Raw genomic sequence first — 16432 nt, 5'->3', positions numbered from 1 at the left:
CGGGCGACGGTCCGGCCGAGGAAGATTGCCTCCGTGACGAGCAACAATCCGCTCCGAGGCTGGTCCGCCCGGACGGCCTGGCAGGGGCGGATCAACGCCCCGCTGCGCGCGTTCCTGCGTACCGAGACGGGCGGCGCGCGGGTGGTGCTGGTCGCCGCCGTGGTGGCCCTGGCCTGGGCCAACCTGCACCCGTCGTCGTACGAGTCGGTGTGGCGCACCACCCTGTCGGTCCGGCTCGGCGACTGGCCCGTCTCGCACGACCTGCGTACCTGGGTCAACAGCGGCCTCATGACGTTCTTCTTCCTGGTCGCTGGGCTGGAGCTGCGCCGCGAGTTCGACATCGGTGAGCTGCGTGAGCGGCGTCGGCTGTGGTTGCCGATGCTGGCCGGGTTCGGCGGCATGCTGTTGCCGATCGGGATCTACCTGGCGATCAACGCCGGGCGGTCCACCGCCGTGGGCTGGGGTGCGGTGATGGCCACGGACACGGCCCTCGCGCTCGGCGCGCTGGCCGTCTTCGGGCCGCGTTTCTCGGACCGGCTGCGGGCCTTCCTGCTGACGGTAGCGGTCGTCGACGACCTGGTGGCGATCGCGGTGCTGGCGGTCGCCTACCCGTCGCACTCTTCGCCGAGGGCGCTGCTCGTCGCGGCTCTGATCTTCGCCGTCGTGCTCCTCCTGCGGGTCTGGAAGATCCGGCACGGCTGGTTCTACACGCTGCTCGGGGTGGCGGCCTGGCTCGCGGTGTCGGAGTCCGGCGTCGACCCGGTCGTGGTGGGCCTGCTGATGGGGCTGCTGACCTACGCGTACGACCCGGGCCGCAAGGACCTGCAGTGGGCGAGCGACCAGTTCCGCCTCTTCCGGGAGCAGCCCACCCCCAAGCTCGCCCGGATGGCCCAGGCCGGGCTGACCGCCGCGCTGTCACCGAACGAACGACTACAGAGCCTCTACCACCCGTGGGCGAGCTACGTGATCGTGCCGCTGTTCGCGCTGGCGAACGCCGGGATCGTCATCGACGGTGAGCTGCTGGGCCGGGCCGTGACGTCTCCGGTCACGCTCGGCGTGGTGGCGGCGTACGTCGTCGGCAAGCCGGTCGGCATCGTGATCACCTCGTGGTTGGTGACCCGGCTCAGTGGCGAGCGGTTCCGGCCGCCCGTCGGCTGGGTCGCCGTCCTGGGGGTCGGCACGGTCTCCGGTATCGGGTTCACCGTGGCGCTCCTGATCGCCAACCACGCCCTGCACGGCCCGGCGCTGGACGAGGCGAAGCTCGGCATCCTCGTGGCGACGGTGGGCGCGTCCGTCCTCACCTGGCTGCTGTTCCGGATCGTCGCCCGGCTCTCGCCCACGCGGCGCGCGCGTGCGCTGCTCGGCATGGCCATGGGGATCGTCGACCTGAAACTTCCGGTGGATCCGGAGCGCGACCACCTGCGCGGGTCGCTCGACGCGCCGGTGACGGTGGTGGAGTACGGCGATTTCGAATGTCCCTACTGCGGGCAGGCCGAGCCGGCGGTCCGGGAGTTGCTGGCCGACTTCGCCAACGTCCGGTACGTCTGGCGGCACCTGCCGCTCACCGACGTCCACCCGCACGCGCAGCTCGCCGCCGAGGCAGCCGAGGCGGCGGGCGAACAGGGCGCGTTCTGGGAGATGCACGACCTGCTGCTCGCCCACCAGGACGCGCTCAACCCCGCCGACCTGCTGCGGTACGCCGAGCAGCTCGGCCTGGATCTCGATGAGTTCCGGGAGCACATGGTCAAGCGGATGGGCGTCGACCGGATCGCCGAGGACGTCGAGTCGGCCGACCTCAGCGGCGTCACCGGCACGCCGACCTTCTTCGTCAACGGCCAGCGCCACCACGGGGCGTACGACATCGCCGCGCTCACGGCGGCGGTGAAGTCGGCTTTCACGAGCGCACGGCTGCAACCCGAGTACCGTCGCGAGCCCGGCCAGGGTGGGGACACGGCTGCGGAATGATCGCAATAAATGCGCTCCGACCTGCGTGAACCGTCGACGCCGATGCGCTCTACGATCGCCGGCATGCGGATCGGTCCCCCCGCCGTGACGCCCGCCCTGGACGTGGAATCGCTCCCGCTCACGGCGGACGCCGTGGACGTCTATCAAACTCTGCTGCGGGTGGCGCCGGTGGCGCAGCGAACGTTTCTGACTACCGCCTCGCCACGGGCCACGCGCGCGCTCGCCGGCCTGCTGAGCAGCGGCGCCGTGCACCGCGACGACGCCGGCGTGCTGCACGTCCGGCCACCGCGCACCGCCCTGGAGAACTGGGCCGCGCTGCGGGAGATGGAGGCCGTCCGGGCGCGCGCCGCCGCCGAGACGCTGTCCGGGCTCTACACCGCCGTGCACGGCGCCGGCGCCGCGTTCGTCGAGGTCATCGAGGGCAAGGACGCCGTCCGCGAGCTGTTCCGCCAGTTGCAGGCCGGCGCCCGCGCCGAGGTACGCGGTCTGGAGCGCGGGCCGTACCTGCGCGACACCACCCGCGTGCCGGAGGAGGTGCAGTACGACGCGCTGCGGCGCGGGCGGCGGTACCGCTGCGTGTACGAGGGCGAGCTGTTGCACGACGAGGCGATGTTGGCGGCCGTGCGCGCCACGGTCGCCGCCGGTGAGCAGGCGCGCGTGTTTCCCGAGCTGCCGCTGAAGATGATGCTCGCCGACGTCGACCGTGGTCTGGTCGTCCTGCCCCGGGCCAGCGGTGACGAGGCCGACGCGGTGCTGGTGCACCGCTCCCGGTTGTTGGAGGGGCTGTCCGAGCTGTTCGAGGTGTTCTGGCGACTCGGAGCGCCGATCCACGCCACCGCCGACACCGCCGAACCGGACGCCGAGCCGACAGTGGCCACCCAGCGGCTGCTCGCGCTGCTCACCGCCGGCCTGACCGACGAGGCGATCGCCCGTGACCTGGGCGTCAGCAACCGCACGGTGCACCGTCGGGTCAGCCGCCTCCAGGAGTTGCTGGGCGCGCGCAGCCGGTTCCAACTCGGCGTGCAGGCCACCCGCCGCGGCTGGTTGTAACTGGCCGGATCCTGCCATGACCGGTCTTCGTCACGGCGGGACGGCGGCGGCGAAACACTCCTGGGCCAGGGTGAAGGCCGTTCGATCAATCGCTGTCTGAGAGGACGGGACGATGCCCCATCCCACGACCGGGTCGCGCCACCCACGCCGCGTGCGCCGGCCGGCCGCCCTGCTCGCCGTGACCCTGGTCGCGGCGGCCCTGACCAGCGGCGCGGCCGGCACCGCCGCCAGCGCGGCCACGGCCAGCGAGCCGGACACCGCCGCCCTGGCCGCGACCCTGGCCACCCAGCGGCTCAGCTGGGAGCCGTGCGGGCTGACCGAGGTCAGCCCCGAGGACGAGGCGCAGCTGCGCCTGACCTGCGCGACGGTCACCGTGCCGCGCGACTGGCACCACCCGCGCGACGGAAAGACGATCCAGGTCCGGATCAGTCGCACCGCCGCGTCCGGCCGCGACCGTGCGGGCATCCTGCTGGTCAACCCGGGTGGCCCCGGCGGAAGCGGCCTGTCGCTGGCCCCGTACGTCGCGCGGTCCGCGCCCGCCCTCGCCGAGCGGTACGACGTGATCGGCTTCGACCCGCGCGGGGTGGGGCAGAGCACCCCGCTGCTCTGCACGGTGACCTACCGCGACACCGACAACACCAACGACCTGATCACCCAGGCCAACGTGCGCGGGTGCCGCAGCACCGAGCTGACGAAGTACATCACCACCGAGCAGACCACGTACGACATGGACTTCATCCGGGTGCTGCTGGGCGAGCGCAAGCTCAACTACCTCGGCTACTCGTACGGCACGTGGTTGGGCACCTGGTACGCGGCGACGTTCGGCAGCCGGACCGGCCGGATGGTGCTCGACTCGGTGGCGGCGGTCGGCTCGCCGACGCTCCAGGAGACCTGGGACCTGCAACCGTTCACCCGGGACCGGGCGTTCCAGGAGCAGTTGCTGCCGTACATGGCCCGCCACGACGACCTGTACGGCCGGGGCAGCGACCCGATGAAGATCCGGGAGATGTTCGAGCGGGCCGGCGGCACCCGCGTCGGCATGGGGCCGTTCATGTTCGGCTGGTTCATCCTCGGCGCGCTCTACGACACCCAGAACTATCCGACGGCTGCGGCGGCGGTGAACACCGTCATCCAGTACTACGAGGAGTGGAACGGCTGGACGCCCGAGCAGATCCTCAGCGCCGCGACCGCGAAGCTGCTCGCCGCGCCGGGCATCACGGTCGACGACCGGGCGTACATCGAGCAGTCCCGCGTCGCCGCCCAGGCGACGCTGAAGACCCAGCATGACCGGTCCCTGCTGACCCAGGGCACGGACGAGTACACGTACGACATCGACTACGTCTTCGAGGTGATCCGCTGCCAGGACGGGCAGTGGAACGACAGCATCGCGCACTGGAACGCGTTCAGTCGACGCCTCACCCGGGATGCGCCGCTGGTCGCCCCGTACCTGCAGAACCCGCCGGCGTGCGCGTACTGGCCGACCAGCAACCGGATGCCGAAGTTCGACCGTAAGACCTTCCCGAAGGTCCTGATGCTCCAGGACGAACTCGACGTGGCGACCGCGTACGAGGGCGCGCTGGCAGCCTCGAAGAAGCTCCCCGGCGCGTCGATGATCAGCGTCGACAACGAGGGCAGCCACGGCGTCTTCCCGTACTACACCCCGTGCGTGGACGACCCGGTCTACGCCTACCTGCTGGACGGTCGGCTGCCCGCCGAGACGTACACGGGCTGCCAGGCGGTGCCGTTGCCGGGCGAGAGCGCGGTGTTCGAGGTGGGCGGCAAGCTGACCGGCAAGGGGACGGTGCGGACCCGTCTGATCACCGACGACATGCGGGCCGCGAACCGCATGCTCAAGCGGATGCTGCGCAGCGAGCCGGGACCGTCGTACCCGGAGTGACGCCGATCGGGGAGCGGGCGGCGACCTGCCGCCCGCTCCCCAGTGGATAGGACGCGGCCTCTTGACTCCCGGGAAACATCGGGCCACCATCTGACAACGTTGTCAACCACCCCCGATCACCTGACAACGTTGCCACCCTGGAGGCGCAATGTCCGAGCCATCGCCCGTTTCGCGGCGTACCTTCCTCTCCGCCGGAGCGACGCTGCTGGCGTCGGTCGGGGTGACCGCCGTCCTGCCGGACGCGGTCGCTGCTGCCGCCGCCGCGCCGCCGGCCGGCGGCCCGTCGACCACCACCGACCTGGCCAGATACCGCCCGGTGGCGGTCTCCTCGACCGACTACGCGCCGACGCCCGCCACGTTCGCCGTGGATGGTCTGCCCCAGGTCGGCGTACGGGGCAGCGGATGGCGGGCCGCGAACGGTGATCCGCAGTGGATCTCGGTGGACCTCCAGGCGCAGTGCCGCGTCGAGGCCGTCACACTGGTCTTCGAGGCGACCCTCGCCGACGGGCCGTTCGACGGCAACTACACCGACACCGACGGCGACGAGATCCTCTCCAGCGCCGCGACGGCGTACCGCATCGAGGTCTCCACCGACGGCCGCGACTGGCGGTCGGTGTACGAGACCACCGACGGTCAGGGCGGCGTACAGGCCATCAACCTCCCACAGCCGGTCACCGCGCGCTGGGTCCGGATGACGGTCACCGGGCGGTCGAACACCAATCCGGTCGGCCTGAACGGCTTCCAGGTCTACGGCGTCGCCCTGGCACCTCGCCCGAAGGCGGAGGGCTGGACGAGCTGGGAGGGCGGCAACACCGGCCGGGCGCCCGAGCCGACGGTGGCACCGGACGGCACGGTCGCGCTGGAATCCGGCTGGTCGCTGACCATGGACGACTTCGCGGGCACCACCGACGGGGCCGAGCTGTCCCGGGCCGGTGTCGACGTCGGCTCGTGGCTGCCGGCCACCGTGCCCGGCACCGTGCTGGGCACCCTCGTCGAGCAGGGGCACCTGCCCGACCCGGTCGCCGGCTTCAACAACCTGCGCATCCCGGAGGCGCTGTCGCGGCACACCTGGTGGTACCGGCGGGCGCTGCGGTTGCCGCGCGGCCTGGACACCTCGGCCGGCCGCCGGATCTGGCTGGAGTTCGACGGCATCAACCACGAGGCCACCGTCTGGGTCAACGGCGTGCAGGTCGGCGGCGTGCAGCACCCGTTCGCGCGGGCCGCCTTCGACATCACCGACGCCCTCGCGGGCCGCCGCGACCACGTCCTGGCGGTACGGGTCACCCCGATGCCGCACGTCGGCACCCCCGGGGACAAGGGCCCGGACGGGCGCACCTTCCTCCAGTCGGCCCACCACTACCTCGACGCGCCGACCTACCTGGCGGTGTCCGGCTGGGACTGGATGCCCGCCGTCCGCGACCGCGTCACCGGGCTGTGGGACCACGTGCGGCTGCGCAGCACCGGTGCCGTGGTCGTCGGTGACCCGCACGTCGAGACCACGTTGCCGAAACTGCCCGACACCGGCACGGCCGAGGTGACCATCCGGGTGCCCGTGCGCAACGCCACGGCGACCGCGGCCACCGTCACCGTGCGCGCGGAGTTCGACAAGGTACGCGTCGAGTCGACGGTGACCATCCCCGCCCACGCCTCCACGACGGTCACCTTCGCGCCGGAGCGCTTCGGGGCCCTGCGGCTCGCCAAGCCCCGCCTCTGGTGGCCCAACGGCTACGGCGAGCCGCACCTGTACGACCTGACGCTCACCGCCACCGTCAAGCGCGCGGTCAGCGACCGGCGTGAGGTGCGCTTCGGTGTCCGCCAGTTCGGCTACGACTGGCACCAGCCGGTCGTGATCTCCCCGCCCGGCCAGCCTCCGCTGGACTTCGTCGACGGGGCCGCCACGCAGACCGTCACGTTCGACCGCCAGCACGCCCGGCACGTGCGTATCCAGGCGGGCCAGCGCGCCACCGGCTGGGGCATCTCGATGTACGCCCTGTCGGTGGCCGACGGCTCGGGCCCGGACCTCGCGCTGCGCCGCGACGCGACCGCCTCGTCGGCGGAGAACGACACCAACGTGCCCGCCAAGGCGGTCGATGGTGACGTGTCGACCCGCTGGGCCTCGCAGGCCGAGGACGACCAGTGGATCCAGGTCGATCTCGGCGCCGCCGTCGACTTCGACCGGGTCACCATCGTCTGGGAGCAGGCGTACGCCCTCGACTACCGCGTCCAGGTCTCCGCCGACGGAAAGGAGTGGACGGACGTCACGTCGGTCAGCAACGACACCCCGCTGGGCAGCCGCGCCACCCAGGTCGAGACCTTCGCCAGCCGCACCGCCCGCCACCTGCGCATCCGGACCGGCGCACGGGTCACCTCGTGGGGCGTCTCGATGTGGGGGCTGTCGGTGCAGCGGCAGGCCGAGCCGAACGTCGACCTGGCGCTGCACCGGACGGCGACCGCGTCGTCGTCCGACGGCGACTCCAACGGGCCGGACCGGGCCGTCGACGGCAACCCGCGTACCCGGTGGTCCTCGGCGTTCGAGGACAACCAGTGGATCGCCGTCGACCTCGGTGCTCCGGCCACCTTCGACCAGGTGACGATCGTCTGGGAGCAGGCGTACGCCCGCGACTTCGTCATCCAGGTGTCCGACGACGGGCAGTCGTGGACCGACGTCAAGGCGGTCAGCAACAAGATCACCGAGCTGAAGATCAGCGTCAACGGCGTGCCGGTGTTCGCCCGGGGTGGCAACTGGGGCTGGGACGAACTGCTGCGCCGGGTGCTGCCCGACCGGCTGGCCGACACGGTCGAGATGCACCGCGACATGAACTTCACCATGATCCGCAACTGGCTGGGCAGCAGCAACCGCGAGGAGCTGTACCGGGCCTGCGACGAGCAGGGCATCCTGGTCTGGAACGACTTCTGGCAGGCCGGCGGCTTCCTGCCCAACCCGCCCGGCTACGTCGACATCGCCGCCGACACGATCCGGCGGTTCCGGCACCACCCGAGCATCGTCGTCTGGTGCGGCGCGAACGAGGGCGACCCACCGCCGATCGTCGACGCCGGCCTCAAGCAGGCCGTCGCCACCGAGCACCCGGAGATCCTGTACATCCCCAACTCCGCCAGCGGCATCGTGAGCGGACGCGGACCGTACGGCTGGGTCGACCCGACCACCTACACCGACAAGACGATCTACGAGGCCGACTCGTTCGGCTTCCACACCGAGATCGGCATGCCCGTCGTGTCGGTGGCCGAAAGCATGCGCAACCTGGTCGGCGACGCTCCCGAGTGGCCGATCGGCGAGGTGTGGAACTACCACGACTGGTCGACCATCGGTAACCAGCGCGTCGGCACGTACCAGGACGCGATCGACACGCGGCTCGGCGCGTCCGGCTCGCTCGACGAGTTCGCCGCCCGGGCGCAGCTCGTCAACTACGAGAGCCACCGGGCCATGTTCGAGGCGTGGAACGCCAACCTGTGGCAGGACGCCACCGGCCTGCTGCTGTGGATGTCGCACCCGGCGTGGCACAGCACGGTCTGGCAGACGTACGACTACGACCTGGACGTCAACGGCGCGTACTACGGCGCCCGCAAGGGGTGCGAGCCGGTGCACGTCCAGGCCGACCCGGGGACCTGGCAGGCCCGGGTGGTCAACCACACCACGGCCGCGCTCACCGGCGTGACGGTCACCGCCCGCCGGTACGACCTCAACGGTCGGTCGCTGGGCGCCGCCCAGCGTCAGCGGGTCGACGTGGCGCTCTCGTCGACGACGCCCGTGTTCACCGTCGCCGCGGCGGACGGCGGTGGGCTGCACCTGGTCCGCTTGGAGCTGCGCGACGACCGGGATCGGTTGCTCGCGGAGAACACCTACTGGCGCTACGACAAGGCCGAGCAGATGCGGGCGCTCACCACCCTGGCAGGCGCGCGCCTGTCGACGTCGACGAGCGGCGTACGCGTCGTGGACGGCCGGAACACCGTCACCACGACGGTCCGCAACCAGGGCCGTACGGTCGCCGCCATGGTCCGGCTCGCCGTGCGCGACGAGCACGGGAAGCGGATCCTTCCGGCCCGCTACGACGACAACTATCTCTGGCTGCTGCCCGGGGAGACGCGTGAGGTGCGGATCTCCTGGCCGGCTCGGCCGGGCCTCGCCCGCAAGGCCACCGTGACCGCCCAGGCGTACAACGCGGCCTAGCATGTGGCGCGGGAAGGCGGCTCCGCGAGGGGTCGCCTCCCCGTGTCACCGGCCCCCAGTGAGGTGTTGTCATGTCGTTCACCACCCGACCGACCCTGCAGGGCACCTTCGGCATGGTGTCGTCGACGCACTGGCTCGCCAGCCAGTCGGCGATGGGAATCCTCGAACGCGGCGGCAACGCCTTCGACGCCGCGGTGACCGCCGGCTTCGTCCTGCACGTCGTCGAACCCCACCTCAACGGCCCGGGCGGTGAGGTGCCGGCGATCGTCGCCACCGCCCACGAGCCGCGTCCGAGGGTGCTGTGCGGGCAGGGGCCCGCGCCGGCCGGCGCGACCATCGCCCACTTCCGGTCGCTCGGCCTGGACCTCGTCCCGGGCGCCGGCCCGCTCGCGGCGGCCGTGCCCGGCGCGGTGGACGCGTGGCTCCTGCTGCTGCGCGACCACGGCACGCTCTCCCTCGCCGACGTCCTGGAGCCGGCGATCGGCTACGCCGCCGCCGGCCACCCGCTGGTGGGCGCGGTCGGTGCGACGGTGGCGGCCGTGCGGTCGCTGTTCGAGGAGCACTGGCCCACGTCCGCCCAGCTCTGGCTGCGCGGCGGCCGGCCGCCGGTCGCGGGGAGCGGTTCGCCAACCCGGTGTACGCGCGCACGCTGGGCCGACTCGTCGAGGCGGGGCGGGCGGCCGGCGGGGACCGGGAGGCGCAGATCGAGGCGGCCCGCCGAGCCTGGGGTACGGGCTTCGTGGCCGAGGCGATCGACGCGTTCAGCCGGCGGCCGTTCCGCGACTCCAGCGGACGCGCACACGCCGGGCTGGTCACCGGCAACGACCTGGCCGCGTACTCGGCGACCTGGGAAACGCCGACCACCCTCGACTGGCGGGGCTACACGGTGGCCAAGACCGGCTTCTGGGGCCAGGGTCCGGTGCTGCTCCAAACCCTCGCGGTGCTCGACGCGCTCGACGACGACGGCGCGTACGACACGGCGAGCGCCGCCGGCATCCACGCCCAGGCCGAGGCGTTGGCGCTCGCGTTCGCCGACCGCGAGGCGTGGTACGGCGACAGCGCCGACGTACCCGCCCCGGCACTGCTGGACCCGGCGTACGCGCGGGACCGGGCGGCCCTGATCGGGGACCGCGCGTCGGGCGAGCTGCGACCCGGAAGTCCCGGCGGTGCGCAGCCGCGCCTGCCGGACCACCTGCGGTCGGGCGTCACCCACCGGGCCGACGTGCCGGACCCCACCACGGGCGAGCCGACGGTACGGTCCGACGGGGTCACCCGGGGCGACACCTGCCACGTCGACGTCGTCGACAGGTGGGGCAACATGATCTCCGCGACGCCGAGCGGTGGCTGGTTGCAGAGTTCACCCACGATCCCCGAGCTCGGGTTCCCGCTGGGCAGCCGGTTGCAGATGTGCTGGCTCCAGGAGGGACTGCCCGCGTCGCTCGTCCCGGGCCGCCGGCCCCGGACCACGCTCAGCCCGACCCTGGTGCTCCGCGACGGGCAGCCGATCCTGGCGTGCGGCACGCCCGGCGGCGACCAGCAGGACCAGTGGCAACTGCCCTTCCTGCTGCGTCACCTCGTCGGCGGCCAGCACCTCCAGCAGGCCATCGACGCGCCCGCCTGGCACAGCCTCGGCGTGCCGTCGTCGTTCTACCCCCGCGACCGCGAGCCCGGCGTGCTGCTGGTGGAGGACCGGCTCGACGCCGCCGTGGTGACGGCCCTGCGGGCGTACGGGCACGAGGTGCGGCTCGCCGACGCGTGGAGCCTCGGTCGGCTCTGCGCCGTGTCCCGGGACCCGGCCACCGGAGTGCTCGCCGCGGGCGCGAACCCGAGGGGCATGCAGGGCTACGCGTGTGGGCGTTAGTCAGGCGCCGCGCGCGAACAGCGCGAGACGTACCCGGTTGGGGCTGTCGGTCTTGGTCATGAGGCTCGTGATGTGGGTCTTCACGGTGGTGACCCCGATGTGGAGCCGCTCGGCGATCTCGGTGTTGGACAGGCCCTCGGCGACCAGGGTCAGCACGTCCTGCTCGCGGGCGGTGAGCCCGTCATACTGCCGGGGCGGCGCGACGCGGGCCCGCACCGCGCGCTGGACGAGGCGGTGCAGCACCTCCGGGCTGAACGGGCTGTCGCCCGCGGCGGCCCGCCGAATGCCGTCCAACAGCTCGGCCGGCGGCGCGTCCTTGAGCAGGAAACCGCACGCGCCGGCGCTCAGGGCCGGATAGAGGTGGTCGTCGTCGCCGAACGTGGTCAGCACCAGCACCCGGGTCGCGGGACGTTCGGCGAGGATGCGGCCGGTCGCGGTGATCCCGTCGACGCCGGGCATGCGCAGGTCCATGACGACGACGTCGGGGACGAGCCGCGCCGCGAGGGTGACCGCCTCGCGGCCGTTGTCGGCCTCGCCGACGACCTCGATGTCGGTCTGCGCGTCGCACAGCATGCGCAGGCCCGCGCGGATGAGGTGCTGGTCGTCGACGAGCAGGACACGGATCACGCCGGCCTCCGGGTGGGTGTTCCGGGCGGGGCCGCGCGGGCCCGGGGAGCCGGCGTGGGCAGGGTGTTCGGCAGGACGGTACGCACCCGCCAGCCCGTACCGGTCGGACCCGCCTCCAGCCGGCCGCCGAGGACCTCGACGCGTTCGGTCATCCCGGTGACGCCGTGACCACCGCCGGCCGGCACCGCCGTCGACGTGCGGTCGCCGTCGACACCACCCCCGTCGTCGGTGACCTCCCAGTTCACGGCCCCGTCCCGGACCGCCACCACCAGGCGTGCCCGCGCGGACGTCCCCGCGTGGCGGGCCACATTGGTCAACGCCTCCTGGGTCAGCCGCAGCACCGCCAGTCCGCGTACCGCGTCGAGCGAGCCGATCGCCGCGTCGACGTCGGCCTCCACGGTGATGCCGGACTGGCGGGCCCGGTCGACGGCGGCGCCGAGCGCCGAGGGAGCGCCGCGGGCTCGATCGCCGTCAGCGCGGCGTCACCGCGTACCCCGTCGGGGTCGCGCAGCACCGCGACCAGCCGGCGCAGCTCCGACAGGGCCGCGGTGCCCGTGCCGTGCACGTCGTCGAACACCTCGCCCACCCGCGGATCGAGGTCGGTCAGAACGTGCCGGGCCACACCGACGCGCAGCACCATCGACGCCACGTGGTGGGCGACGACGTCGTGCAGCTCGCGGGCGATGGCCGCGCGCTCGTCGGCGCGCGCCGCACGGCCCTCCGACTCGCGGCGTCGCTGCTCGGCCAGCGCCCGCTCCAACGCCTGCCGGCCCAACTCCCGGTTGGCCCGGATGACCAGGCCGAGCAGCACCGGGACGCCGACCTCCAGGCCCAGACCGACGACGCCGGAGCCGACCTGGCGCAGCGGGTCACCGATGCTGTTGGTCAGATCGACAACGGTCAGCAGCCCGGCCGCCAGCCAGATCGTGCGGGCCCGGCCCGCGAGCATGGTGACTTCGAGCAGGGCCCAACTCGCGCCCACCTGGTTGATGGTGATGTCGTCGACGAGGCAGATCGCGACCGCCAGCAACGCCGTCTGCGCCACCAGGTTGACCACCGGCCGGCGGTACGCCACGAGCGCCACGGCGAACGCGGCCACCGCGAGGGTCCACTGTGTCGGTGTCGGCAGGGACGCGGAGTGGGGCACGAAGAGCAGGTAACACAACCCGCTGAGGTCGAGCAGCACCATCCGCACCCGCGCGTCCCGCGCGTCGAACAGCCGCCCCCACCACCCCACGATCGTCAGCCTAGGTGCTCGGTGTCGACGGCTGCGACCGCCGGCCGCCGCCACCTGGCCCGTACGCCCAGGTAGGCGGCCAGGCCGAGCGGCCCGAGCAGGATGGTCAGCAGCAGCACCGGGGCCATGACCAGCGCCGGTACCCCCCGTTCCCGGCTGTCCAACCACGCCCAGCGGCCCACGAACAGGTCGAACGCGATCATGTGCGCCCAGCCCGCCGCCGCGCCGTCGGGCGTGCCGAGCAGCCCCCGCACCCCGTCGAGGGTCGGCGACGCGACGGCGGGCAGCACCGTGCCGAACGCCGGCACCACCAGCAGCGCGTAGATCACCACGACCGGCAGCACGATCAGCGGCGAGCCGACGATCCGGGCCGTCCACGACCAGCGCGGCAGCAGGATCATCAGCGCCCAGAACGGCGCGGCCAGCGCGAACGTCAGCGAGAACAGCGCCCCGGTCATGCCGCGAGCGCCAGCTCCGGGCGGCGGCGCGCGAGCACCAGGGCGGTGGCGGTCGCCGTCGCGACCGCCAGGGCCGCGACGACGGCCAGGGTGAGGGCGTCCGGGCGCAGCAGCGGCTGCCCGCGCAGGGCCTGCCAGGTCAACACCAGAGTGAGTACGCCGTACGCCGTGCCCGCGACGACCAGCAGCCGGACGCGGGTACGCGCGTCCAGCCGGGACGCGTACCGGGTCAGCAGGATCGCCAGGAGCGGCAGGGCCTGCAGGGCGTGCAGTCCCACGAAGTGCCCGATCCGCAGGTCACCGCCCGTGGTGCTCCAACCGACCACGGGCAGCCCCGGCCCGCCGTCGGCCACGCCCACGCTGTGCGCCCCGGAGACGCCCTCGATGCCCGGGTCCTGCGTCGGAAGCACCATCGGCACGGCCGCGAGCATACCGAGCAGGGACAGGCCGAGCCCCCACCCGACGGCGGTCGCGGCGACCCGGTCGGGAATCCGCCGGATCAGCAGGACGACCGCGAGGACGAGGTGCGCGACGAACAGCACCATGATCGACGCGCCCATCACCGCGAAGAGGATCGCGTTCAGCGGGGTGGTGTCGTTGAAGTGGCTCGTCGTACCCCGGATCACCTGAGCGACGATCACCACCATCTCCACCAGCGCCAGCGCGACGATGCTCGCCGCCGCCCACTCGGCGACCCGGCTGCGACGCGGCAGCAGCGACAGCATCCACGCGAGCGTCGCGCCGTACAGGACGAAGGAGACCGCGAACTTGAACGGCTTGAGCCAGATCGGCGCCCCGGTGAGGACGCGGGGGTCGACGAGGATGCCGACGGCGGTGACGACGGCGAGCACCGCCGACGCGGCCACGAAGAGGGTCAGCGGGCGGTTCCAGCGCGCCGCCCGGCGCAGAACGGTAGTCATGCCTGTAGATGCTCGTGGCCGCCCGTGCCGTACGCGTCCGACCTCGGGCCCCGGTCGCGGCCCCGGGTCGGAGCCCGCCTCCTCCCTGGGTAGGAGGTGAGATCGGGCGCGATCCGCCGCCGATGCTGGCACAATGGCCGGCCTGCCGACCGGGGGAGTGACCGTGACGACCAGCGAGGACCGTGTCCAGCCGAACGAGACCACCGTGCCGCTGCTGCCCTGCCCGGCGCCCGAGGAGACCCTGGCGTTCTGGCGGGCCCTCGGTTTCGAGGTGACCTACGAGCAACTGCGACCGTACGTCTATCTGGCGTTCCGGTTCAGCGGGTTCGACCTGCACTACGGCCCCGCGCCGAAGGACCTCGACCCGGCCCGGGAGCAGTCCGGCGGCGCCCTGGTCATGGTCGACGCGGTCGCGCCGTACCACGCGGCGTTTACCGAGGCGATGCGCGGCGCGTACGGCAAGGTGCTCGTCAAGGGCCTGCCCCGGATGACCCGCTTCCGGGCGGGAGCGTCGCGGTTCAGCATCGTCGACCCGTCGGGCAACACCATCGTCTTCATCCGCCGCGACGAGCCGAAGGACGTGGAGTACGGCGGGTCGTCCGAGCTGCAGGGGCTGGCCCGGGTGCTGGACAACGCGCGGATCCTGCGCGAGTTCAAGACCGACGACCGGGCCGCCTACCGGGCGCTCGACTCGGGGATGCGCCGCCGTGCCGAGGACGCCCCGGTGGTCGAGCAGGCGATGGCGCTGGCCGCGCTCGTCGAGTTGTCGGTGGCGCTGGGCAAGACCGACCGGGTGCCCGAGTGGGGGGCCCGGCTGCGCGCGCTCACGTTGACGGAGTCGGAGCGTACCCAGGTGGCGGCCTATGTCGCGGACCCGGTCCTGCTGGAACCGTTCTGGTCCGATCCACGGTGACGCGGCGACCGGGGCCGGGCACGGCCCCGGCCCCGGCCCGGTCAGCGGTTCGCGGAGCTGCGGCGGAACAGCGCCGTCACGCCGGCCAGCAGGACGAGGAGCAGGCCGGTGAACCAGTTCATGGCCGTGATCGTGCTGACCGTGCGGGTGGCGATCCCGATGCCGAGGGCCGGCAGGCTCATCCCGAGGTAGGCGATGAGGAACAGCCCGGCCAGGGCCTCACCGCGCCGGGCCGGCGCGGCCATCGCCGCGACCGTGCCGACGGAGGCCTTGAACAGCACACCCGCGCCGACGCCGGCGAGCACGCCACCGAGCAGGAACGCGGTCAGGCTCGCGGTGTGCATCCCCACCAGCACGACGGGCACGCCGACGGCCTGCGCCAGCAACCCGAGCCGTACCTTCGCCGGGGCGGGCAGCCGGGTGGTGAGGCTCTGCGCCACGGCCGCGCCACCGAACACGGCGAACACGACCGCGCCGGCCAGCGCCCGCGACGGCAGGTGCAGGGCGCCGGCGACGAAGCCCGGCGCCACGGAGGTGAACAGGCCGAACACGGCGAACGACGCGAAGCCGGCGGCGGTCGCCGCCACGTACCCGGCGGGGTCGCCGTGGTCGGCGCTGATCCGCTGCGGCCGGTAGGTGGGCCGGACCGGCCGCTCCAACACGGTCTCCGGTGTCGCCGCGACCGCCACGAGGCTGACGGCCAGCAGCACGGCGAACACCAGGTACGGGGTGCGCAGCGGCGCGTCGACGTACTGGGCGAGGACGCCCGCGACCAGCGCGCCCACGCCGAGGCCGCCGATGTTCGCGGCGGTGGAGACCACCTCGAACCGCTGCCGGGACGCGCCGGGGCGGTGCGCGGTGTGCAACTCCTGGAGGTACGCGGTCGCGGTCGCGGTGATCATGCCGACGCCCAGCCCACTCACCAGGCGGGCGACCAGCAGCACCGGCAGGGACGTGTCGCCCAGGAACAGCGCGGCGGCCACCAGTTCCAGGGCCAGCGCCGGGATCAGGATCTTCTTGCGGCCGACCCAGTCCGACACGTGCCCGGCGAGCAGCAGGCTGATCACCACACCCACCGCGTACGCCGCGAACACGATCGTGACCGTGAACGTGGAGAAGCCGTCCCGCGCCATGTAGAGCGGGTACAGCGGGGACGGAACGGTACAGAACGCCATCGCGGTGAGGAACGCCAGGGCGATCGCCCAGAAGCCACGGCCGTGGCGGGACGATCCTTCGTCAGGGCCAGCCGGGGCGACGGGCCGGCGGGAGGGCAGGGTCGTTGACGACATGAGCCCACTGTCACCCCACCCGATCATCA

General features: G+C 72.8%; 9 protein-coding genes and 2 pseudogenes. 6 read left to right on the top strand and 5 right to left on the bottom strand.

The features are described from left to right. The first annotated feature begins 33 nt into the window (after window positions 1–33). The 5 genes and pseudogenes from nhaA (at window position 34) to ACQP0N_RS19250 (ending at window position 10959) form a co-directional block, all read left to right on the top strand. Window positions 34–1965: a Na+/H+ antiporter NhaA gene (gene nhaA / locus ACQP0N_RS19270; protein WP_433112487.1), complete on the top strand. Its 1932-nt coding sequence runs from the start codon at window positions 34–36 to the stop codon at window positions 1963–1965. A gap of 63 nt (window positions 1966–2028) precedes the next feature. After that, window positions 2029–3015 (top strand): LuxR C-terminal-related transcriptional regulator, encoded by a 987-nt coding sequence (locus tag ACQP0N_RS19265; RefSeq protein ID WP_433112484.1) that lies wholly within the window; start codon window positions 2029–2031, stop codon window positions 3013–3015. 112 nt (window positions 3016–3127) lie between these two features. Continuing rightward, on the top strand, window positions 3128–4912 hold the full coding sequence (locus ACQP0N_RS19260; RefSeq protein ID WP_433112481.1) for an alpha/beta hydrolase: 1785 nt from the start codon (window positions 3128–3130) through the stop codon (window positions 4910–4912). Window positions 4913–5060: 148 nt separating this feature from the next. After that, the gene (locus ACQP0N_RS19255) at window positions 5061–9098 is read left to right on the top strand and encodes a discoidin domain-containing protein (protein WP_433112478.1); all 4038 of its coding nucleotides are present in this window, start codon (window positions 5061–5063) and stop codon (window positions 9096–9098) included. A 71-nt stretch (window positions 9099–9169) separates the two neighbouring features. Continuing rightward, a pseudogene (locus ACQP0N_RS19250) lies at window positions 9170–10959 on the top strand (gamma-glutamyltransferase family protein). On the opposite strand, the gene ACQP0N_RS19245 reads toward ACQP0N_RS19250, so the two are convergent. The 4 genes and pseudogenes from ACQP0N_RS19245 to ACQP0N_RS19230 all read right to left on the bottom strand — a co-directional run bounded on the left by ACQP0N_RS19245 (window position 10960) and on the right by ACQP0N_RS19230 (window position 14201). Next, on the bottom strand, window positions 10960–11586 hold the full coding sequence (locus tag ACQP0N_RS19245; RefSeq protein WP_355048217.1) for a response regulator transcription factor: 627 nt from the start codon (window positions 11584–11586) through the stop codon (window positions 10960–10962). It abuts the pseudogene before it with no gap. Beyond that, window positions 11583–12775, bottom strand: a pseudogene (locus tag ACQP0N_RS19240) (sensor histidine kinase). The gene ACQP0N_RS19245 and the pseudogene ACQP0N_RS19240 overlap by 4 nt, the downstream one beginning before the upstream one ends. A 53-nt stretch (window positions 12776–12828) precedes the next feature. After that, window positions 12829–13281 carry an ABA4-like family protein gene (locus ACQP0N_RS19235; protein WP_433112474.1) on the bottom strand — a complete coding sequence of 151 codons (453 nt, stop codon included), beginning with the start codon at window positions 13279–13281 and terminating at the stop codon, window positions 12829–12831. Then, a complete protein-coding gene (locus ACQP0N_RS19230; protein WP_433112471.1) occupies window positions 13278–14201 on the bottom strand; it encodes a hypothetical protein in 924 nt (307 codons plus the stop codon). The genes ACQP0N_RS19235 and ACQP0N_RS19230 overlap by 4 nt, the downstream gene beginning before the upstream one ends. A gap of 163 nt (window positions 14202–14364) precedes the next feature. Here ACQP0N_RS19230 and ACQP0N_RS19225 point away from each other — a divergent pair, with 163 nt between their 5' ends. Next, window positions 14365–15114, top strand: coding sequence for a glyoxalase (locus ACQP0N_RS19225; protein WP_433112468.1), 750 nt, complete (start codon window positions 14365–14367; stop codon window positions 15112–15114). Between the two features lie 41 nt (window positions 15115–15155). On the opposite strand, the gene ACQP0N_RS19220 is transcribed toward ACQP0N_RS19225, so the two are convergent. Continuing rightward, on the bottom strand, window positions 15156–16403 hold the full coding sequence (locus ACQP0N_RS19220) for an MFS transporter (RefSeq protein WP_433112465.1): 1248 nt from the start codon (window positions 16401–16403) through the stop codon (window positions 15156–15158). Window positions 16404–16432: the final 29 nt, after the last annotated feature.

Origin of the sequence: Micromonospora sp. CA-246542, from assembly GCF_050942905.1 — a bacterium.
In the GTDB taxonomy this organism is placed as follows: Bacteria; Actinomycetota; Actinomycetes; order Mycobacteriales; family Micromonosporaceae; genus Micromonospora.
The sequence above is the reverse complement of the archived record's forward strand: the minus strand, read 5'-3'. Positions and strand labels throughout refer to the sequence as shown.